Annotated in this window: 20 protein-coding genes; 9 read left to right on the forward strand and 11 right to left on the reverse strand. The window is 67.8% G+C overall.

Features of this window, described 5'->3' with window-relative positions:
* Positions 1-11: 11 nt before the first annotated feature.
* Both ACFVMC_RS18820 and ACFVMC_RS18825 read right to left on the reverse strand, forming a co-directional pair.
* Positions 12-1,178, reverse strand: a complete 1,167-nt coding sequence (locus tag ACFVMC_RS18820) for an AAA family ATPase (RefSeq protein ID WP_379211832.1) — start codon at positions 1,176-1,178, stop codon at positions 12-14.
* Between the two features lie 110 nt (positions 1,179-1,288).
* A complete protein-coding gene (locus ACFVMC_RS18825) occupies positions 1,289-1,897 on the reverse strand; it encodes a TetR/AcrR family transcriptional regulator (protein WP_379211833.1) in 609 nt (202 codons plus the stop codon).
* A 90-nt stretch (positions 1,898-1,987) separates the two neighbouring features.
* Here ACFVMC_RS18825 and ACFVMC_RS18830 point away from each other — a divergent pair, with 90 nt between their 5' ends.
* Positions 1,988-2,377 carry a nuclear transport factor 2 family protein gene (locus ACFVMC_RS18830; RefSeq protein WP_379211835.1) on the forward strand — a complete coding sequence of 130 codons (390 nt, stop codon included), beginning with the start codon at positions 1,988-1,990 and terminating at the stop codon, positions 2,375-2,377.
* 12 nt (positions 2,378-2,389) lie between these two features.
* Here the strand turns inward: ACFVMC_RS18830 and ACFVMC_RS18835 are convergent, their stop codons facing one another.
* Positions 2,390-2,962 carry a TetR/AcrR family transcriptional regulator gene (locus ACFVMC_RS18835; RefSeq protein WP_379211837.1) on the reverse strand — a complete coding sequence of 191 codons (573 nt, stop codon included), beginning with the start codon at positions 2,960-2,962 and terminating at the stop codon, positions 2,390-2,392.
* A gap of 82 nt (positions 2,963-3,044) precedes the next feature.
* Between ACFVMC_RS18835 and ACFVMC_RS18840 the strand changes: the two genes are divergently transcribed.
* Positions 3,045-4,040 (forward strand): saccharopine dehydrogenase, encoded by a 996-nt coding sequence (locus ACFVMC_RS18840; protein WP_379211839.1) that lies wholly within the window; start codon positions 3,045-3,047, stop codon positions 4,038-4,040.
* Here ACFVMC_RS18840 and ACFVMC_RS18845 read toward each other — a convergent pair.
* Positions 4,030-5,424, reverse strand: coding sequence for an NlpC/P60 family protein (locus tag ACFVMC_RS18845; RefSeq protein ID WP_379211840.1), 1,395 nt, complete (start codon positions 5,422-5,424; stop codon positions 4,030-4,032). The genes ACFVMC_RS18840 and ACFVMC_RS18845 overlap by 11 nt on opposite strands.
* A gap of 204 nt (positions 5,425-5,628) precedes the next feature.
* On the reverse strand, positions 5,629-6,198 hold the full coding sequence (locus ACFVMC_RS18850) for a DUF6676 family protein (RefSeq protein ID WP_379211842.1): 570 nt from the start codon (positions 6,196-6,198) through the stop codon (positions 5,629-5,631).
* Between the two features lie 289 nt (positions 6,199-6,487).
* On the opposite strand from ACFVMC_RS18850, the gene ACFVMC_RS18855 reads away from it, so the two are divergent.
* Both ACFVMC_RS18855 and ACFVMC_RS18860 read left to right on the forward strand, forming a co-directional pair.
* On the forward strand, positions 6,488-9,304 hold the full coding sequence (locus tag ACFVMC_RS18855) for an aconitate hydratase (protein ID WP_379211844.1): 2,817 nt from the start codon (positions 6,488-6,490) through the stop codon (positions 9,302-9,304).
* A 146-nt stretch (positions 9,305-9,450) separates the two neighbouring features.
* Entirely contained in the window at positions 9,451-10,017 is a 567-nt protein-coding gene (locus ACFVMC_RS18860) for a TetR/AcrR family transcriptional regulator (protein ID WP_379211846.1), read from the forward strand.
* A 13-nt stretch (positions 10,018-10,030) separates the two neighbouring features.
* On the opposite strand, the gene ACFVMC_RS18865 is transcribed toward ACFVMC_RS18860, so the two are convergent.
* Positions 10,031-10,531, reverse strand: a complete 501-nt coding sequence (locus ACFVMC_RS18865; protein WP_379211848.1) for a MarR family winged helix-turn-helix transcriptional regulator — start codon at positions 10,529-10,531, stop codon at positions 10,031-10,033.
* Positions 10,532-10,611: 80 nt separating this feature from the next.
* Between ACFVMC_RS18865 and ACFVMC_RS18870 the strand changes: the two genes are divergently transcribed.
* Positions 10,612-11,082, forward strand: coding sequence for a cupin domain-containing protein (locus ACFVMC_RS18870; protein WP_379212415.1), 471 nt, complete (start codon positions 10,612-10,614; stop codon positions 11,080-11,082).
* Positions 11,083-11,825: 743 nt separating this feature from the next.
* Here the strand turns inward: ACFVMC_RS18870 and ACFVMC_RS18875 are convergent.
* Positions 11,826-12,128, reverse strand: coding sequence for a WXG100 family type VII secretion target (locus ACFVMC_RS18875; protein WP_379211850.1), 303 nt, complete (start codon positions 12,126-12,128; stop codon positions 11,826-11,828).
* A gap of 137 nt (positions 12,129-12,265) precedes the next feature.
* A complete protein-coding gene (locus ACFVMC_RS18880) occupies positions 12,266-12,526 on the reverse strand; it encodes a hypothetical protein (RefSeq protein WP_379211852.1) in 261 nt (86 codons plus the stop codon).
* A 389-nt stretch (positions 12,527-12,915) separates the two neighbouring features.
* Here ACFVMC_RS18880 and ACFVMC_RS18885 point away from each other — a divergent pair, with 389 nt between their 5' ends.
* The 3 genes from ACFVMC_RS18885 to ACFVMC_RS18895 all read left to right on the forward strand — a co-directional run bounded on the left by ACFVMC_RS18885 (position 12,916) and on the right by ACFVMC_RS18895 (position 15,006).
* Positions 12,916-13,335 (forward strand): acyl-CoA thioesterase, encoded by a 420-nt coding sequence (locus ACFVMC_RS18885; protein WP_379211853.1) that lies wholly within the window; start codon positions 12,916-12,918, stop codon positions 13,333-13,335.
* Positions 13,336-13,581: 246 nt separating this feature from the next.
* On the forward strand, positions 13,582-14,037 hold the full coding sequence (locus ACFVMC_RS18890; protein WP_379211855.1) for a hypothetical protein: 456 nt from the start codon (positions 13,582-13,584) through the stop codon (positions 14,035-14,037).
* Between the two features lie 6 nt (positions 14,038-14,043).
* A complete protein-coding gene (locus ACFVMC_RS18895; protein WP_379211857.1) occupies positions 14,044-15,006 on the forward strand; it encodes a hypothetical protein in 963 nt (320 codons plus the stop codon).
* Position 15,007: 1 nt separating this feature from the next.
* Here ACFVMC_RS18895 and ACFVMC_RS18900 read toward each other — a convergent pair whose 3' ends face one another.
* The 3 genes from ACFVMC_RS18900 to ACFVMC_RS18910 all read right to left on the reverse strand — a co-directional run bounded on the left by ACFVMC_RS18900 (position 15,008) and on the right by ACFVMC_RS18910 (position 17,508).
* A complete protein-coding gene (locus ACFVMC_RS18900; RefSeq protein WP_379211858.1) occupies positions 15,008-15,241 on the reverse strand; it encodes a helix-turn-helix domain-containing protein in 234 nt (77 codons plus the stop codon).
* Between the two features lie 83 nt (positions 15,242-15,324).
* Entirely contained in the window at positions 15,325-16,956 is a 1,632-nt protein-coding gene (locus ACFVMC_RS18905; protein ID WP_379211860.1) for an ABC-F family ATP-binding cassette domain-containing protein, read from the reverse strand.
* Between the two features lie 210 nt (positions 16,957-17,166).
* Positions 17,167-17,508 carry an LGFP repeat-containing protein gene (locus ACFVMC_RS18910; protein WP_379211862.1) on the reverse strand — a complete coding sequence of 114 codons (342 nt, stop codon included), beginning with the start codon at positions 17,506-17,508 and terminating at the stop codon, positions 17,167-17,169.
* A gap of 468 nt (positions 17,509-17,976) precedes the next feature.
* On the opposite strand from ACFVMC_RS18910, the gene ACFVMC_RS18915 reads away from it, so the two are divergent.
* The gene (locus ACFVMC_RS18915; protein WP_379211864.1) at positions 17,977-18,246 is read left to right on the forward strand and encodes an excalibur calcium-binding domain-containing protein; all 270 of its coding nucleotides are present in this window, start codon (positions 17,977-17,979) and stop codon (positions 18,244-18,246) included.
* The last annotated feature ends 17 nt before the right edge of the window (positions 18,247-18,263 follow it).

The raw sequence follows: 18,263 nt of genomic DNA on the forward strand, positions 1-18,263 counted from the left end.
CCGGGCCGCCGTCACTTGGGCTGGTTGTTGCCGGACGCCTGCGACAGCGCCGGTGTCTGCTGCGGCGGCTGCGGAATCTGCTGCGGCGGCGCGGCATTGGCGGGAGCCGGCGCGGGCGCGGCGTTCGGGGTGACCGCCTGCGGGGCGACCTGCGGCAGGCCGACCGTCTGCAGCACCCGCTTGATCACGTCCTCCGGGGTGACCTCGTCGGCCAGCGCGTCGTAGGACAGGACCAAGCGGTGGCGCAGCACATCCGGGATCACCTCGACGACATCCTGCGGAACCACGTAATCACGGCCGCGGATCAGCGCGACCGCGCGCGCGGCGGCGATGATGCCGAGGCTGGCGCGCGGCGAGGCCCCGTAGGCGATCCAGCTCGCGACATCCTGCATACCGAAGTCGAGCGGTTTGCGGGTGGCGGCGATGACCCGGACGACGTAGTCGACCAGCGCGTGGTGCACGAAGGTGTTGGCGGCGACCTTCTGGAGGCGGATCAGCTCCTCGGGCTCCAGGATCGTCTTGGCTTCCGGCGGGGCGACGCCCATCCGGTAGATGATCTCGCGCTCTTCCTCGACCGACGGGTAGTCGACGACCACCTTGAACAGGAAGCGGTCCCGCTGCGCCTCGGGCAGCGGATACACGCCTTCGCTCTCGATCGGGTTCTGGGTGGCCATGACCAGGAACGGATCGGGCATCGGGTAGGTCTTGCCGCCGATCGAGACATGCCGCTCGGCCATCACTTCGAGCAGCGCCGACTGCACCTTGGCCGGTGCGCGGTTGATCTCGTCGGCGAGCACGAAATTCGCTACGACCGGGCCGAGTTCGGTATCGAACTGCTCGCGGCCCTGCCGGTAGATGCGGGTACCGATGAGGTCGGTGGGCACCAGGTCGGGCGTGAACTGGACGCGGGAGAAGGAGCCGCCGACCACCTTCGCGAAGGTCTCGACCGCAAGGGTTTTCGCGATACCCGGGACACCTTCGAGCAGCACGTGGCCGCGCGCGAGCACACCGACGAGCAACCGTTCGACCAGCCGGTCCTGGCCGACGATCACCCGCTTGACCTCGTAGATCGCCTTCTCGAGGGTCTGAACGTCACGTTCCAGGGTGCCCGACGGGGGCTCCGGCGCATCTTTCGCCAGATCCGCCCCACTGACTTTGTCCGTCGAAGTCACCAACATCCCCGCTTTCGCCTTGGTCCTGTGCGTGCAGCCCCAACTATTCCATTGAATAGCCGTCCTCGCCGCAACCGGCTCCGCGATCGTCGAAATTCGTTTCGTACGCGGGGGTATTACGGCTCGACGACGAGACCGGAAATGAGCTGCTCGACCACCGCGCGCACGGTGTCGGTGTCCGCGCTCTCGTCCGGGGAATGCGCCAGAATCTGCGCCGCCTCGTCCAGCGCGCCGACGATGACAAGGGCCAGCGGCCGCACCGGCTGCGGCCGGATGTGGTGCGAGTCGATCGCCGCGGCGAGGGTGTCCTCGACCATGCGGATGGTGTGCCGAAGTTCGATCTCGCGGCAGCGGGCCCAGCCGAGCACGGCGGGCCCGTCCAGCAGGGCGATCCGTCGCACCTCGGGCGTGGTCGAGGCCTGTAGACAGGCCAGGCAGCCGACGATAAGCCCCGCGATCGGGTCGGGGGCCCGTGCGCGGTCGACGGCCGCGCCGATCACCTCGACCAGATCGCGTTCCAGGTCCTCGAAGACCGCCTCGAACAACTCCTTCTTGCCGCTGAACTGGTGATACAGCGCGCCCCGGCTGACGCCCGCGGCGGCGGCGACCGCGACCGTGGACACCGCGTCGTAGCCGTTGCGGCCGAACAGCTCACGCGCCACGCGCACGACGACGGCGCGGGTGGTCGCCGAGCGTTCGGCCTGGGTGCGGCGCTCTGTGTTCATGGCGACGTCGAAGTCTATTGCACCCCTTGACCGGATCCGGCTCATGACTGAACATACAGGCAACCTGTTTGTTTCTGAGGAGACGCCGCCATGTCCGAATCCACCCGCGCCCTCTTCGAGCGCTACCACGCCTGCTGGGCCGATCGCGACCCCGACCGCATCGCCGCCCTGCACACCCCCGACTCGATCTTCCACCTGCACTCCGGCGGCAAGCCCGCCCGCGGCCGCGACGAGATCCGCGCCGCCGCGGCCGCGAACTTCGCGCTCGTCCCCGACCTCACCTTCACCCTGGTCGATCTGCGCGTCGGCGCGGACTACTGGACCGTCCGCTGGACCCTGACCGGCACCTCCACCGTCGGCAATCCCGTCGAGGTCGACATCATGGACCTGGTCCTGGTCGCCGACGGCGCCGTCACCGAGAAGCACACCTATGTCGACGGCGTGGCCATGCAGGCCGCGCTCACCCCACCGGCGAAGTAGGCGGTCCGGCGCTCACCAACCCCCTGCGATCAGGTCGGTCAGCGCCGCCACCGCGGCGGGCGCGCCGATGCGCCCCGAATTCAGCTCCGCGGCAATCGATTCCGCCGCACCCAGCACGCCCACGCAGCGCAGCTGCAGCGCGGCGGGTTCGAGCGACGAGTACGGCCGCAGCGCGCCGGCCATCAGTTCGGTGTAGTGCTCGAGCAACTCCCGCTGCCGCGCCTCCATCTCCCGATCCCCCTTCAGCGCCGCCGAGACCGCGGTGAACTCGGGCATCTCGGTGGCGCAGGCGAAGTACGCGGCGCTCAGGACACCCGCTACCGCCGCCGGAGCCGGCTCGGCATCGCGCAGCGCCCGCGCCGTCTCGGCGCGGTGCCGCTGCTCGAGGCGCTGGTACAGCGCCAGCAGCAGACCCGGCCGGGTGCCGAAGTGGTCGTAGACGATCGGCCGGCTGACACCCGCCGCCTCGGCGAGGGTGAGCAGAGTCAATTCGTCGGCGCCGCGCTCGCGCACGATCGTCATGGCGACATCCAGCAACTGTTCCCGGCGGGCCGGTTTGGCCAACCGCTGTGTCGGTGCGGGCATTCGTCCTCCCTTGCGGTCGGCGTCCAGCTTAAGCTACAAAGTGTAGGTTACATTCTGTAGCTTAGCTTCGAGAGGACACCTAGTGCCGAAATCAGTTCTCTTCCTGGGCGGTTCGGGCCAAGCGGGCAGCGACACCGCCGCCCTGCTGCGCCGGTGGCATCCCGACCTGCCGTTCACCATCGCGGGCCGCGACCTCGACCGCGCCCGGCGGGTCGCCGACCGTCTCGGCCACGCCGACGCGGTCACCGTCGACCTCACCCGCCCGGACCTGGGCTTGGGCGAACGCGCGCATTCCGCCGTCGTCGCCACGGTGTGGGACAGCCACCTGCACGGTCTCGGATACGCGCAGGACCACGGCCTGCCCTACCTGAGCATCTCCAGTGGCCTGGTCGACACCGCGCCGGAACTCGTCGCCGGCGCTCACCGCGGCAACCCGACCCCGGTGCTGATCGCGAGCCACTACCTGGCCGGTCTCGCCGTTCTGGTCACCCTGCACGCCGCCCGCGCCTTCGATCGCGTCGATTCGATCCGCATCGGCGCGGTCCTGGACGAACTGGACTCCGGCGGTCCCGCGGGCCTGGCCGACCTGGAACGGTGGGCCGCCGCCGGCACCGCCGGGCTGGAGCGTCGCGACGGTGTCTTCACCTGGATCCCCGACTCCCCCACCGAGATCCACCTCGACGGCGTCGTCTTCGCCGCCCAGACCGTCGGGATCCTGGATGTGCCGAGCCTCGCGCTCGCGACCGGGGCCCCGAACGTCCGATTCGATCTGGCCGTCGGGGAGTCACCCGGCCGCCGAGCCGGCGGGCGGCCCTCGACGCATCTGCGCATCGACCTGTCCGGCACCGATCCGGCAGGCCGGCCGGGGTCGTCCACCCACCACCTCACCCACCACGACGGCCAGCGACCCCTGACCGCGTTGGGCGTCGCGCTCGGCGTGGAACGCATGCTCACCCTGCGCGGAACCGCGCTCCCCGGGGGCCCGCACACCCCGGAAGCCCTGCACGACCCCGAGTACGCGATCGAGCGGCTGGCAGGGCTCGGCGCCGGCTTCGGCCCGGCCGAATTCAGTCGATGAGCCGTACCGCGTAGGGCATGATCCCGCCCTCGCGGACCGGGGTCACCTTGACCACGTCACCGGACTGCGGCGCCTCGACCATCTGGCCGTCACCCAGGTACATCGCGACGTGCTCGGAACCGTTGGCGCCCCAGAAGAGCATGTCGCCGCGGCGGCGCTCCTCCACCGGCACCCGGGTGCCCATCGTGTACTGGTAGCCGCTGTAATGCGGCAGGGACAGGCCGATACCGGCGAAAGCGAAGATCATCAGGCCGGAGCAGTCGAAGCCGATCTTCTCGAAATCACCGTGCGCATCCGCGACGCCGCCGTCGCGGATACCCAGCGTGGGCCCGTTCTCGTCGCCGCCACCCCACGCGTAGATCACGCCGAGCTGGGACAGAGCGCGGTCGACCACGATCTCGATCGCCGCCGCGCCGTTGACCGACGGATGACTCGGGCGGGTCGTGCGAGCCCGGGGGCTGCCGTCGTCGTCGAACGCGGTGTGCGGGCGGTGCCCTTCGGCCAGCGCCGCGGCACGATCCTGGGCGGCCTGATCACCACCGGCGCGAGCCCGGGCTTCCGCGGCGGCCCGGCGCAACTCGGCTTCCTCGGCGCGCCGGCGGTCCTCCCACGCGATGAACGCTTCCCGCTGTCCTTGCAGCCCGGCGACATTGGTGCGGGCCTGGTCGAGCCGGGTCTGCGCGGCGGCGCGGTCCGCGCGCAACTGGTCGCGCCGCGCGGTCTGCGCTTCGAGCGCGGCCTTGGCCGCCGCGACCGCCTGCTCGGCCTCGAGCTTCTTCTGTTCGGCGGTCGCCGCGGCGGCGTCGGCCTCGGCCTTGGCCTGGCGCGCGGTGGAGTTCTTGTTTCCCAGGTCGATCTGGGCGCGGCGCAGCTCGGTCAGCATCTGCTGTTTGTTCTTGGTGATCAGCCCGATGATCTGGGAGCGGTCGATGGCGTCGCCGGGGCTGTCGGCTCCGAGGTGGCTGAGCATCGAGTTCATGCCGGGCCGGGTGTAGGCCTGGGTGGCGAAACTGTCGAAGTTCTTCCGAGCCTGCTCGACTTCGCCTGCGGCGGAGGTCAATTCGCTCTGCGTCCGGACGACGTGGGCGGCGGCGGCATCGGCCGCCTCGCGCGCGATCCGGAGATCGACGAGGGCTTTGTTCACGGCCTCGCGTCTGGCGGCGACCGCGGCGTCGAGCTCCTGCAGCTGCGATTCGGCGGCGGCAACCTCGTTGATCAGCGCACCGACTTCCCCGACTCGCGCGTCGACCTGTGCGCCCGCCTCGGCGATCTCACCGTCGCTGGGGTTCGGTGGCGCGGGCGGCGCGGCCACGCCCTGGCTCGCGGTCAGCACCAGGACCACGCAGGTCAGCAATCCGAGGGCGACCGATATCGGGCGCCGCATGACTGGGTCGCCGTTCCTGCGCATCGCACCTCCACGGATTCGAGATCCAGCCTGGCGGGTTTGAGCTCACAGGAACCGTACGACACTTCTGCCACTAAAGAAACTCTAGTAACAGAATCCCATCGACGTAATTCATACTGGTCAGAGCGCTGACCAACCGAAAATCAGCAGAAGAAACGAAAAGCGAACCGACCGTTTGGAAAACTAGCTGTGCGATGTACCGACGACCGGCGATTCGACCTCGGACTCGGTCGCACGCCGCCGAGATTTCACGAAATACAGCGCGGGAATGCCGAGTACGGCACCCGCTAGCAACACACTGGCTATTGCGGTCCAGGACAGCCCATCCCCCGTCTCCAGCCGATCGGTGAAGATCCGAGCCGCCTCAGCAGTGTGCCCGGCATGGAGGTTCTTGGCCGCATCCTCGGCCCATTCCAGCCGCACCCGGCTGATCGAATCGCTGCTGGTGCCGATCCAGTCGTCGCTGAAGACGACGACGGTGCCGTGCTGGCTCTTGCCGACCTCGGTGGCCAAGTCACGTAGGCTCGAGTCGTGTCCTGGATTGCCGGGAATCACCACGATGCTGAGCTCGATCCCCTGGGACCGGGCTTCGGCGGCGATCGTCGCCAGCTGCGGCATGGGTTTGCTGGTCAAATTGGCGACGTGATCGTCGGCAAGATCGGGAATGATGACGTTCTTGATGGTCTTCTCGGTGATCGGGTCCGGAAGCCAGGTGGCCACGGGCGTGAATACCGATGTGTAGGAGACGGTCATCTTCCATCCGGTCTGTCGAGCCGCATCGGCAGGCGAGGCGACGGGCATCCATCACTACGGGGTGGGTACACCCCGAATAGTTCGAAAGCACAGTACGCGAGGCGGAGTCGGATTCGGGGAGCGACGCCCGCGAACGGGCCGCCATGCGGCCCCGGCCGTTTCACAGGACAAGCGTACTGTTAAGCTCGAACACGCGAGGAACCAGCGCCTTCCGGGGCGAATCCTCCGAAAACGTAGGCCGACGGCACAGCCCCGCCGACGGCCACCCTCACAGACGAGTGGAGCTGACGTGACGAAAAGTATCGATACTTTCGGCGCCAAGGGCACCCTCGAGGTCGGAAGCAACTCCTACGAGATCTTCCGTCTCTCGGCCGTGCCGGGCACCGAGAAACTCCCCTACGCCCTGAAGGTCCTCGCGGAGAACCTGCTGCGCACCGAGGACGGCGCCAACATCACCGCCGACCACATCCGCGCCATCGCCAACTGGGACCCGAACGCCCAGCCCGACACCGAGATCCAGTTCACGCCCGCCCGCGTGATCATGCAGGACTTCACCGGTGTCCCCTGTGTGGTCGACCTCGCCACCATGCGTGAGGCCGTCACCGCCCTCGGCGGCGACCCGAACAAGGTCAACCCGCTCTCCCCCGCCGACATGGTCATCGACCACTCGGTCATCCTCGATGTCTTCGGCCGCGCCGACGCCCTCGAGCGCAACGTCGACCTGGAGTACGAGCGCAACGGCGAGCGTTACCAGTTCCTGCGCTGGGGCCAGGGCGCCTTCGACGACTTCCGCGTCGTCCCGCCGGGCATGGGCATCGTGCACCAGGTCAACATCGAGTACCTGGCCCCCACCGTCATGGTCCGCAACGGCCAGGCCTACCCCGACACCTGCGTCGGCACCGACTCGCACACCACCATGGTCAACGGCCTGGGCGTGCTGGGCTGGGGCGTCGGCGGCATCGAGGCCGAGGCCGCCATGCTGGGCCAGCCGGTCTCCATGCTGATCCCGCGCGTCGTCGGCTTCAAGCTGACCGGTGAGATCAAGCCGGGCGTCACCGCCACCGACGTCGTGCTCACCGTCACCGACATGCTGCGCAAGCACGGTGTGGTCGGCAAGTTCGTCGAGTTCTACGGCGCCGGCGTGTCCGAGGTGCCGCTGGCCAACCGCGCCACCCTGGGCAACATGAGCCCCGAATTCGGTTCCACCGCGGCGATCTTCCCGATCGACGAGGAGACCATCAACTACCTGCGCCTGACCGGCCGCACCGACGAGCAGCTCGCGCTGGTCGAGGCGTACGCCAAGGAACAGGGCATGTGGCACGACGCCGCCAAGGAGCCCGCCTACTCCGAGTACCTGGAGCTGGACCTGGGCACCGTGGTGCCGTCCATCGCCGGCCCGAAGCGCCCGCAGGACCGGATCCTGCTGTCGGACAGCAAGACCGCGTTCCGCAAGGACATCCACAACTACACCAACGACGGTGAGGGCGGCCCCGCCGCGGCCACCCCGCACTCGCACCTGGACGAGGCCGTCGAGGAGTCCTTCCCTGCGTCCGATCCCGCCGTGCTGTCCTTCGCCGACGACGACGCGATCCTGCCGTCGGCCGCCAACGGCGCCATCGGCCGCCCGACCAAGCCGGTCAAGGTCTCCGATCCGGAGCGCGGTGATTTCGTGCTCGACCACGGCGCCGTCGTGGTCGCGGGCATCACCTCCTGCACCAACACCTCCAACCCGTCGGTCATGATCGGCGCGGCACTGCTGGCTCGCAACGCCGTGGAGAAGGGCCTGGCGTCCAAGCCGTGGGTGAAGACCAACATGGCCCCGGGTTCGCAGGTCGTCGCCGACTACTACGAGAAGGCCGGTCTGTGGCCGTACCTCGAGAAGCTCGGCTTCTACGTGGGTGGCTTCGGCTGCACCACCTGCATCGGCAACACCGGTCCGCTGCCGGAGGAGATCTCCAAGGCGATCAACGACAACGACCTCTCGGTTACCGCGGTGCTCTCCGGTAACCGCAACTTCGAGGGTCGCATCTCCCCCGACGTGAAGATGAACTACCTGGCCTCCCCGCCGCTGGTCATCGCCTACGCGCTCGCGGGCACCATGGACTTCGACTTCGAGACCGACGCCCTGGGCCAGGACACCGACGGCAACGACGTGTTCCTGAAGGACATCTGGCCCTCGCCGCAGGAGATCGACGACACCATCAAGGCCGCGATCAGCCGGGACATGTTCACCAAGTCCTACGCCACCGTCTTCGCGGGCGACGAGCGCTGGCAGGGTCTGAACACCCCCGAGGGCGACACCTTCGCGTGGGACGAGAACTCCACCTACGTCCGCAAGGCGCCGTACTTCGACGGCATGGCGATGGAACCGGTTCCGGTCCAGGACATCTCGGGCGCGCGCGTGCTGGCGCTGCTGGGCGACTCGGTCACCACCGACCACATCTCCCCGGCCGGTCCGATCAAGCCGGGCACCCCGGCCGCGCAGTACCTCGACTCGCACGGTGTCGAGCGCAAGGACTACAACTCCCTGGGCTCGCGTCGCGGCAACCACGAGGTCATGATCCGCGGCACCTTCGCCAATATCCGGCTGCGCAACCAGCTGCTGGACGACGTCTCGGGCGGCTACACCCGCGACTTCACCCAGGACGGTGGCCCGCAGGCGTTCATCTACGACGCCTCGCAGAACTACCAGGCCGCGGGCATCCCGCTGGTCGTGCTGGGCGGCAAGGAGTACGGCTCGGGTTCCTCGCGTGACTGGGCCGCCAAGGGCACCAGCCTGCTCGGCGTCAAGGCCGTCATCACCGAGTCCTTCGAGCGCATCCACCGTTCGAACCTGATCGGCATGGGCGTCATCCCGCTGCAGTTCCCGGCCGGTGAGTCGGCCGCGTCGCTGAAGCTGGACGGCACCGAGACCTTCGACATCGAGGGCATCACCAAGCTGAACGAGGGTGTGACTCCGAAGACTCTGAAGGTAACCGCCACCAAGGAGAACGGTGAGAAGATCACCTTCGACGCGGTGGTCCGGATCGACACCCCCGGTGAAGCGGATTACTACCGCAACGGCGGCATCCTGCAGTACGTGCTGCGCAACATGATCCGGGGCTGAAGCCTTGCGGGGCTGAACCCATGATCCGGGGGCTGCCCCTCGGAACCCGCTGAAAGACAGGTCCGCGCACCGCATTACGTGCGGTGCGCGGACCTGCCCGCATGACCCGCTTTCGGTACTGCCCGTTCCGCCCGGAGGAGTCCGCCATGCCCAAGGTCAGCGACGACCATCTCGTCGCCCGGCGCAATCAGATCCTGGACGGCGCCCGCCGCTGCTTCGGCGAATACGGCTACGACGGCGCCACGGTGCGCCGGCTCGAGGAAGCCATCGGCTTGTCCCGCGGCGCGATCTTCCACCACTTCCGCGACAAGGATGCCCTGTTCTTCGCCCTCGCCCAGGAGGACGCCGAACGCATGGCCGATGTCGCGGCCAACCAGGGCCTCGTGCAGGTCATGCGCGATATGCTGGCCCACCCCGAGCAATTCAACTGGCTCGGAACGCGTTTGGAGATCGCCAGACGCCTGCGGACCGACCCCGACTTCCGTTCCGGCTGGACCCAGCGCTCCGCCGAACTCACCGCCGCCACCCTGGCCCGGCTCGAACGCCGCAAAGCCGCAGGCGCCTTGCGCGACGATGTACCCACCGATGTCCTGCTCGGCTACCTGGACCTGGTCCTGGACGGTTTGATCGCCCGTATCGCCTCCGGGCACACCAACGAAAACCTCTCGGCTGTCCTCGATCTCGTCGAGGCGTCGGTGCGGCGCAAGGACTGATCCGGCCCTGCCGTCAACCCTCCAGGCTGTCGAGCAGCACCCGCGTGATGCGGTCGAGTTCGCCGCGGTCGTATTCGGAAAGTACCGATAGCAAGCGCGTTTCGTTGTCGACGTGGTCGACGACCACACGGTCGATCAGTTCTCTGCCCGGCTCGGTAAGCGCTACCCGGATGGCGCGCCGGTCCGCGGCGTCGGCCGTGCGACGGACCAGACCGGCCGATTCGAGGCGGTCCAGGCGGCCGGTCATGCCCGCGCGCGAGAGCATGAGGGTGTCGGCGATGACCGACGGGTTGAGCTCGAACGGCTCCCCGGACCGCCGCAGGGCCGCGAGCACATCGAATTCACCCCGTTGCAGGCCGTACTCGGCGAATACGGCCTCGATCTTCGGCATGGCCACGGCCAGCAGCCGGCCCAGCCGGCCCAGGATCGCCATCGCCGCCAGATCCAGATCCGGTCGTTCGCGTCGCCACTGCTCGGCGATCACGTCGACCGGATCGCGCTTCGGTTCACCCATGGACAGGATTCTATTCGCTCAGATATAGTTCGGTAGCGAATTATCAACCACCGAACGGAGTAGACGTGAGCACCGCAGCGATCCGTCAGCCGCAGGACGCCGAGACCTTCGGCAACGCCACCGGACAGGTCCGGCTGCTGCTCGACGCCGACGAGACCGGCGGCGCGGTCAGCACCCTGGAGGTCACGATGGCGCCGGGCGCCGACGGCGCCGCACCTCACTTCCACACGAAGTCCAGCGAGCTGTTCTACGTCGCGGACGGCGAACTGCAGGTCCTGGCCGGGGACGAGATCATCACCGTCGGCGCGGGCGGTTCCCTCGTCGTCCCCCGGCTCATGCCGCACGCCTTCGGCGCCACCCCCGACACCTCCGCCCGCATCCTGATCGCCCTCATGCCCGGCGTCGAACGCTTCGAGTACTTCCGTCTGCTGGACCGAATCAGCAAGGGCGAAGCCACCTTCGAAGCCCTGCTCGCCGCCCAGGAAGAATTCGACAACCACTTCGTCGACGCCCCCAATTGGTGGGCCGAGCGCAACGCCCGACGCCGCTGAACGGCGGCCACACCGAGACAGTCCGCTCACCATGCCTCCGCCCCCACGATGCGGGGTAGCCGATCTCATCATCGGGCAACACATTTCGGTCGATCCAGCACACGACATCGCGCACCGCACACGCCGGCCTCGCCCCTCCGCGAATCCACCTGCCCGCCCGACAGGCACACAGACCCACCCACCCCCGCACATCGCCAGACGCGACAACACCGGCGTAACCGCGTGCGCGACAACACCCGTACGCTCCCGTGTGCGAAGTGGCGAATAGTTCTGATCACGGGTGGGACGACGCCTGTTCCAGGCCCGGAGCACCTCACGATCGAAACCCACCTCGATCCGCCGCCGCAGTTCCAGAACTGATCCCGAAGCGGTGCCGAAATCCGGCATCCGCCGATAGGACCACTCAGGCTCCGGCGCAGGTTCCCGTTCCGAGTCCCGAGGTCAAGTTTCGGATTCCGGCTCGGATTCCGCCTCCGGCTCAGGCTCAGGTTCGGGTTCCGGCTCAGGCTCAGGCTCCGGCTCGGGTTCCGGCTCCGGCTCCGGCTCCGGCTCGGGCTCAGGTTCCGGCTCAGGTTCCGGCTCAGGCTGGGGGTCAGGCAAGGACTGCGGTTTCCACAGCGAATCTTTCGGGGGTGGGGCCGCTTCGTATTCCGCACATTGCGTCTTCGTCGCCGTCGGGCCAATCCGAACCGGCGATCCAGCCGAGCCATTCCAGCTCGCCGGGAATGTCGATGAACAATGCGCTACCGGATCGAGCTCTGGTCGGTGCGGGCGAGCAGTGCGGCGGCCTCGAGCTGGCCGTCGGCGTAGGAGCCGAGCGTCGCGGCGGTGTCGGCGAGGCCGAGCAGCAGATTGTCGTGCGCGGCCAGGTAGCCTTCGGGCCCGTCGGCGAAGGTGCTTCCGTAACCGTCTGCGCCCCAGGCGCTTCCCTTCACGGCCAGCGCGGATTCCAGGGTCCGCCGCACGCCGTCGACCCGGTCGCGCAGGTCGGCCATCCGACCTGCCGCACCGCGCAACTGCCCCGGCGTCACATCCAGATTCGGCACCAGCCACCCCTTTTCACATCCGACACGGAGTTCGACTGTGGCACGCGGAAATCGGAGCCAGAAGGACCGCGATCTCGAATTGACGCCCCGTTGACGGCATTCGCCCGCCCTTTACGGAATCTTGGCGCGGGTACCGATCATCGGGTGCGCAACTCCCGCGCCAGCGCCAGGAACACATCCGGGTTCTCCCGCATGGTCACCGGAACAGCCAGCAGCAGAACGGATCTGCCGTCGAAACCGACATAGGCCGAGACGATCCCCTCGTACACGATCACCTCGAGCCACAGCGCGACCCGACCGCCTTCGCCGAGCGCGGTCCGGGTGACCCGCCATGGCGGCCCGCCACGGCAGATCCCACCGCAGCAACCGCAAGCCCAGCCCGGCCGCCCGGACGGCACCCAGTACGCCGAGCAGGTCCGAACCGCCCACGAAGCCCAGCGCCGATGCCAGCATGCCCACCCCCGCGAGGACCCCGAGCAGCAACGGGAACCGGGGAACGGGCGGCGCACCGAGAAAGTCCGCCGGTACCGGCCCAACGCCGCTCGATCAGCTGCTCGGCTGATCGCTGGTGCGAGATCACGAACCTCGTTCCGGACCGAATTCGACAGCACGACACGGCGTCCGGCGTCGGCCACGGAGTCATCCAACGGGAGCGCGCGACCGGCGGACAAGCGATTCGACGACTCCTTCGCAGCGAGCCCGGGCCTTATCCTGGCCCCGGCGAGTGTGGCCCAGCTATCACCGGGAGGCGGGAACAAATCCACCCCTGCCCGGGGTTCGCCAGGTTATGACCTTCTCTGTCCCCATCACCGTCCGCGGTTACGAGCTCGACAGTCTGGGCCACGTGAATCAGGCCGTCTACCTCCAGTACGCCGAGCATGCGCGCTGGGAGTTGCTGCGCGCCGCCGGCGTCGGCCAGGACAAGCTGCTGAGCAGCGGCTTCGCACCGGTCGTGCTGGAGAACAACATCCGGTATCAGCGGGAGCTGCGCGGTGGCGACGAGATCGAGGTGACGTGTGAGTTCCTGTGGGGTGAGGGCAAGACCTTCCGTATGCGCCAGGAGATCCGCAAGCTCGACGGCACCGTGTCGGCGACCGTCACGGTGACCGGCGGCGTGATGGATCTGAACGCACGCAAACTGGTGGCCGATCCGCGTGAGCGATTCCGCGCGCTGTCCGAGCGTCCGGAGCTGTTCGGACTCGAATAACACGCCCGGGCGAATTTTCCGGCAATTCGCACATGAAGTCAGTCAAACGAGAATAACTACAGGTTTGCTCAATGCCGGTCGGGTCCGCGCCGAAAATCTTTCGGTGCGAGCCGATCCCGGCCCCCGACCCCAGGCATCACCGGCCGTGAAATCTGTCGAACCGGGCCGGAGGGTATCGCGCCCGCGTTATGATCCAGTTCCCGTTCGGGGGTCCTGGCAAATCGCGAGCAGATCGGAGCGCACGTTATGACCGAAGCAATCCACGTCCCCGCCGCCCGGCCAACAGGGGACGGTGTTCCCGCACTTCAGGGCGTATTGGTGGCCGAATCCGCGCGCGATATCAGCGTGCGGGTCACCGAGGGCACCTGGACCTTCCAGCGCTCGGATGTGCTGCGCATCCTCGATTCGGCAACCTCGAGCACCCGGGCCGCGGCGGGCGATTCGGTCCTCGTCGACATCCGGCCCGGCGCCCACGCCGATTTCACCCGACGGCTCCGCGTCGACCTGGTCGAGCGCCCGATGACCCTGGACGCGGCGCCGTCGCTGGCACTGGGAGACGAACTGCTGCAACAACTCACCACCTCGTGGGCGGACCGGCTGCAACTCGCCGAGGTCGCGGGCAGCGGCGCGACGTACACCTACTGCCAGACCAAATCCCACAATGGCAGCGACGACGGCATCAACTGCGACAGTCTCGACTGATCCGCCATGGCTACGCACCGTCCCGGCTCGGTACTCATCGTCTCCGAGAACGACGATCTCCATGCCAGCGCGATGGCGGTGACGTTGCGAGAACACCACGGGCTCAACCCGATTCAGCTCGACCTGCGTGATTTCCCGCGTGAGTCAGGCAGTTTCCGGCTCGACCGCGACGGCACCTCTCGTTCACTGTCGCACTTGTTCGGCCTGGACGACGTGCGTTCGGTGTGGTGGCGGCGGCCGCATCAGGCACAGGTGCCCGCGGGGGTCCGCGCCTCCGACGATTCGTTCCGGCAGGCCGAGTGCGACGGCTTCATCCAGGGTCTGCTGTGGTCCATACCCGCCGCCTGGATCAACGATCCGGGCGCGGACCGCACCGCGAGCCGCAAGATCGTGCAGTTGGAGACCGCCCAGCGGGCCGGGTTCGCGGTGCCCGAAACGCTGATCACCAACGACCCGGACGAGGCCCGCAGTTTCACCGAATCCCGCCCGGGCGCAGTGGTTTACAAGCGCACCGGGACCGGGCGCGGCGAGTTCGCGGAGACCCGGATCATCACCCGGGCCGACTTCGGAAAGCTCGCCGCGATCCGGTCGGCTCCGACCACTTTCCAGGACTACATCGACGCCGAATGCGATCTGCGGATCGTCTGGGTCGACGGCGTCGAGTGGACGGTGCGCATCGATTCCCAGGCCGGGGTCGGACGCGTCGATTCCCGCCTGGACACCTCGGTCGAATTCCGCCGGGAACAGCTGCCCGCCTCGGTCAGCAAGTCTCTGGCCACCCTGATGGGCGCGCTGGGCCTGAGTTTCGGCGTCCTGGACCTGCGGCTCGGCCTCGATGGGGAGTACTACTTCCTGGAGGTCAATCCGCAGGGCCAGTTCGCCTATCTCGAGATCAAGACGGGCCTGCCGTTGTTCCGCAGCCTCGCCAACCTGCTGGTCCAGGGTGACGGGACGGTTCCGCAGCGCTGACCTATTGGGCCTTGCGCCGGTTGGCGCCCCCGCGGCTGCGGAGTTGCACATGCGACTCCACCAGCACGTTGTGGATGAAGCCGTAGGAGCGCCCCGTCGACCGTGCCAGGGACCGGATGCTGGCACCCGCCTCGTACTGTTTCTTGAGTTGGGATTGCAGACGGTCACGGGATTTGCCCGTGACGCGGGTGCCCTTGCCCAATGTGGACTTGCCTGATGATGTCCGATCGCTCATGGCTTCCTCCGAGTCGCCGAGCAGCGCGTCATTCCAGGCTAAGCAACGATCAGGCCGTGATCAACGGGTGTTTGTGATGAAAATCACGCAAGCTGAATAAGTTCCAAGTATTCGGCGGACCAGTGATCCTCCGCGCCGTCCGGCAGTAGAATGACCCGCTCCGGCGACAACGCCTCCGCCGCGCCGGGATCGTGGGTCACCAGCACCACCGCGCCGGCATAGGTGCGCAGCGCATCGAGCACCTGTTCGCGCGAGACCGGATCCAGGTTGTTGGTCGGCTCGTCCAGCAGCAGCACGTTGGCGGCCGAGGACACCAGACCGGCCAGGGCCAGCCGGGTCTTCTCACCGCCGGACAGCGTGCCCGCCGGCTGCTCGAGCTGCGGACCGGAGAACATGAACGCGCCCAGCAGGCCGCGCAGCTCCTGCTCGCCCGCGTCCGGGGCGGCGTGGCGGATGTTCTCCCACACCGTGGCCTGATCGTCGAGGGTGTCGTGCTCCTGGGCGAAGTAGCCGATCTTCAGGCCGTGCCCGGGAACCAGCTCACCGGCCGTCGGGGTCTCCACTCCGGCCAGCAGGCGTAGCAGGGTGGTCTTACCCGCACCGTTGAGCCCCAGGATGACGACGCGGCTGCCGCGGTCGATGGCCAGGTTCACGCCGGTGAAGATCTCCAGCGAGCCGTACAGCTTGGTCAGGTTCTCCGCCATCAGCGGCGTCTTGCCGCACGCGGCCGGTTCGGGGAACTTGATCCGGGCCACCTTGTCGGCCACGCGGACGTCGTCCAGCTCGGCCAGCAGGCGGTCGGCGCGCTTGGCCATGTTCTGGGCCGCAACGGCTTTCGTCGCCTTCGCGCCGAGCTTGGCCGCCTGCTGCTTGAGCGCGCTGGCCTTCTTCTCGGCATTGGCGCGTTCGCGGACCCGGCGCTGTTCATCGGTGGCCCGGGCGTCGAGATACTTCTTCCAGCCCATGTTGTAGACGTCGGCCTCGCCGCGCACCGCGTCCAGGAACCACACCTTGTTCACCACGTCGCCGAGCAGTTCGACGTCGTGGCTGATCACGATCAGGCCGCCGTCGTGGTTCTGCAGGAACCCACGCAGCCAGGTGATGGAGTCGGCGTCGAGGTGGTTGGTCGGCTCGTCCAGCAGCAGGATGGTGTCGGAGCGGCCGCCGCTGCCGTCGGAGGCGGCGAACAGGATGCGCGCCAACTCGATTCGGCGTCGCTGGCCGCCGGAGAGGGTGCGCAGCGCCTGGCCGAGCACCCGGTCGGGCAGGCCGAGGCTGTTGCAGATGCGGGCCGCTTCGCTCTCGGCCACGTAGCCGCCGAGAGCCGAGAACCGCTCCTCGAGGCGACCGTATTTGCGCACCGCCTGGTCACGTAGTTTCTCGTCGGCGACCTCGGCCATCAGCGCCTGCTGCTTCTCCATCTCGTGCAGCAGGGTGTCCAGCCCGCGCGCCGAGAGCACCCGGTCGCGCGCCAGCACATCGAGGTTGCCCTCTTTCGGGTCCTGCGGCAGGTACCCGATATCGCTCGAACGCAGGATCTTGCCCGCGTACGGCTCGCCCTCACCGGCCAGGATGCGCAGCGTCGTGGTCTTTCCCGCGCCGTTGCGCCCGACCAACCCGATCCGGTCGCCCGCCTGTACCCGCAGCGCCGGGCCCGGCGCCGACAACAGCGTGCGGACTCCGGCCCGGACCTCCAGGTCGGTCGCGGTGATCACAGACGTGCTCCTCACAGGTATCAGCGGTGCTGGGCGGTAGCCGCCCGAATTGTGCGGCGAATCGAACACAAGAACCACCGATTTTACCTGTGCCGAGGACAACGCCAAGGTCAGGGGCCACAGATCACATCGAAGGGAACTTCGAGCCGATCACCGTGGCCGGCGGGGCACCGGCCACATGACCGGTACCCCGCCGAATCAGACCGGACGCTAGTTCGCGTTGACCGTCACGGCGTCGTCGGCGATCGAGTAGCTGATCGAGCCGTTCTCGAAGTGGCTGACCTTGCCGCCCTCGATGTCGAGCTCGTCGGAGGTCGGGTAGCCCAGGCGGCCACCGGCGCCGCCCTCGGCCTCCCACGCGGCGCGAATGGCGCCGTAGACGGTCTTGGCTCCGGTCGGCAGCTGGAAGTAGATGACGCCGCCGGCGAATTCCTGATACTTGCCGCCGTTGGGCGCGTCCAGCTCGGCGGAAGTCGGTGCGCCGAGCGGGCTGGATGCGCCACCCGCTTCGTTGTAGTGATCGCCGATGGCCCCCGTGGCTTCGAACGTCATTCGAGAATTCCTTTCGCACAGATAACTTTTGGCAACTCCACGAGCAAACGTACAGCATCGAGCTCGGCGCCGCTACACCTCGAAAACATCTGGGATCGAACCGTGTTCGACCACATTGGTTCAATAGTGTTGAACACCAGGTGAGTTCGACGGAAACAGCAGTTGACGGTCAGGAGTATCCGACTGTTTCCCAGCGCCGCAGAGGGGACGTAAGTTGTTGACCACAAAGCGCGGAATGCCCCACAGCAGCGAAACGGCCACCCCACGGCATCGGGTCCAGCGCACGCCACCACGAATGCCGGGCGTGAGACAGCAGGTGATCGCACTGCTCAGTGGCAAATATTTAGTAAACATTCCGTCGAGCGGCCGGATACGCGCGTAGATTTCCAGACGGCGGACTCCGCCTGGCCGAAGCCGCCGATATCACCCCTCCGACCACCCGGTCGGCAAGGCTTCCGAGGATCCGACATGAACACAATCACCGATCTCGCCACATCTCGGCGGACGAGAACCTCCAGTCGAGCAAGAGCCGCAAGTTTGCTGGCTGCCGTCTGTGCCGCAGCGGCATTGATCACCGCCTTCCCGGCGGCTGTCCAAGCCTCGCCCGACGTCTACTACCCGGACTGTGACGCCGCCCGGGCCGCGGGCGCCGCTCCCCTGTATCGCGGCGACCCCGGCTATCGTCCCCCGCTCGATCGCGACGACGATGGCGTGGCCTGCGAGCCGTACCCACGGTGACCGCCGATCAGGACTGT

Source organism: Nocardia sp. NPDC127579 (assembly GCF_042672005.1).
Classification (GTDB): domain Bacteria; phylum Actinomycetota; class Actinomycetes; order Mycobacteriales; family Mycobacteriaceae; genus Nocardia.

Bases quoted from the DNA above. Each gene is read 5' to 3' on its own strand.
- ACFVMC_RS18820 (WP_379211832.1), bottom strand. From the start codon at position 1,178: ATGTTGGTGACTTCGACGGACAAAGTCAGTGGGGCGGATCTGGCGAAA.
- ACFVMC_RS18825 (WP_379211833.1), bottom strand. From the start codon at position 1,897: ATGAACACAGAGCGCCGCACCCAGGCCGAACGCTCGGCGACCACCCGC.
- ACFVMC_RS18830 (WP_379211835.1), top strand. From the start codon at position 1,988: ATGTCCGAATCCACCCGCGCCCTCTTCGAGCGCTACCACGCCTGCTGG.
- ACFVMC_RS18835 (WP_379211837.1), bottom strand. From the start codon at position 2,962: ATGCCCGCACCGACACAGCGGTTGGCCAAACCGGCCCGCCGGGAACAG.
- ACFVMC_RS18845 (WP_379211840.1), bottom strand. From the start codon at position 5,424: ATGCGGCGCCCGATATCGGTCGCCCTCGGATTGCTGACCTGCGTGGTC.
- ACFVMC_RS18850 (WP_379211842.1), bottom strand. From the start codon at position 6,198: ATGACCGTCTCCTACACATCGGTATTCACGCCCGTGGCCACCTGGCTT.
- ACFVMC_RS18860 (WP_379211846.1), top strand. From the start codon at position 9,451: ATGCCCAAGGTCAGCGACGACCATCTCGTCGCCCGGCGCAATCAGATC.
- ACFVMC_RS18865 (WP_379211848.1), bottom strand. From the start codon at position 10,531: ATGGGTGAACCGAAGCGCGATCCGGTCGACGTGATCGCCGAGCAGTGG.
- ACFVMC_RS18885 (WP_379211853.1), top strand. From the start codon at position 12,916: ATGACCTTCTCTGTCCCCATCACCGTCCGCGGTTACGAGCTCGACAGT.
- ACFVMC_RS18890 (WP_379211855.1), top strand. From the start codon at position 13,582: ATGACCGAAGCAATCCACGTCCCCGCCGCCCGGCCAACAGGGGACGGT.
- ACFVMC_RS18895 (WP_379211857.1), top strand. From the start codon at position 14,044: ATGGCTACGCACCGTCCCGGCTCGGTACTCATCGTCTCCGAGAACGAC.
- ACFVMC_RS18900 (WP_379211858.1), bottom strand. From the start codon at position 15,241: ATGAGCGATCGGACATCATCAGGCAAGTCCACATTGGGCAAGGGCACC.
- ACFVMC_RS18910 (WP_379211862.1), bottom strand. From the start codon at position 17,508: ATGACGTTCGAAGCCACGGGGGCCATCGGCGATCACTACAACGAAGCG.
- ACFVMC_RS18915 (WP_379211864.1), top strand. From the start codon at position 17,977: ATGAACACAATCACCGATCTCGCCACATCTCGGCGGACGAGAACCTCC.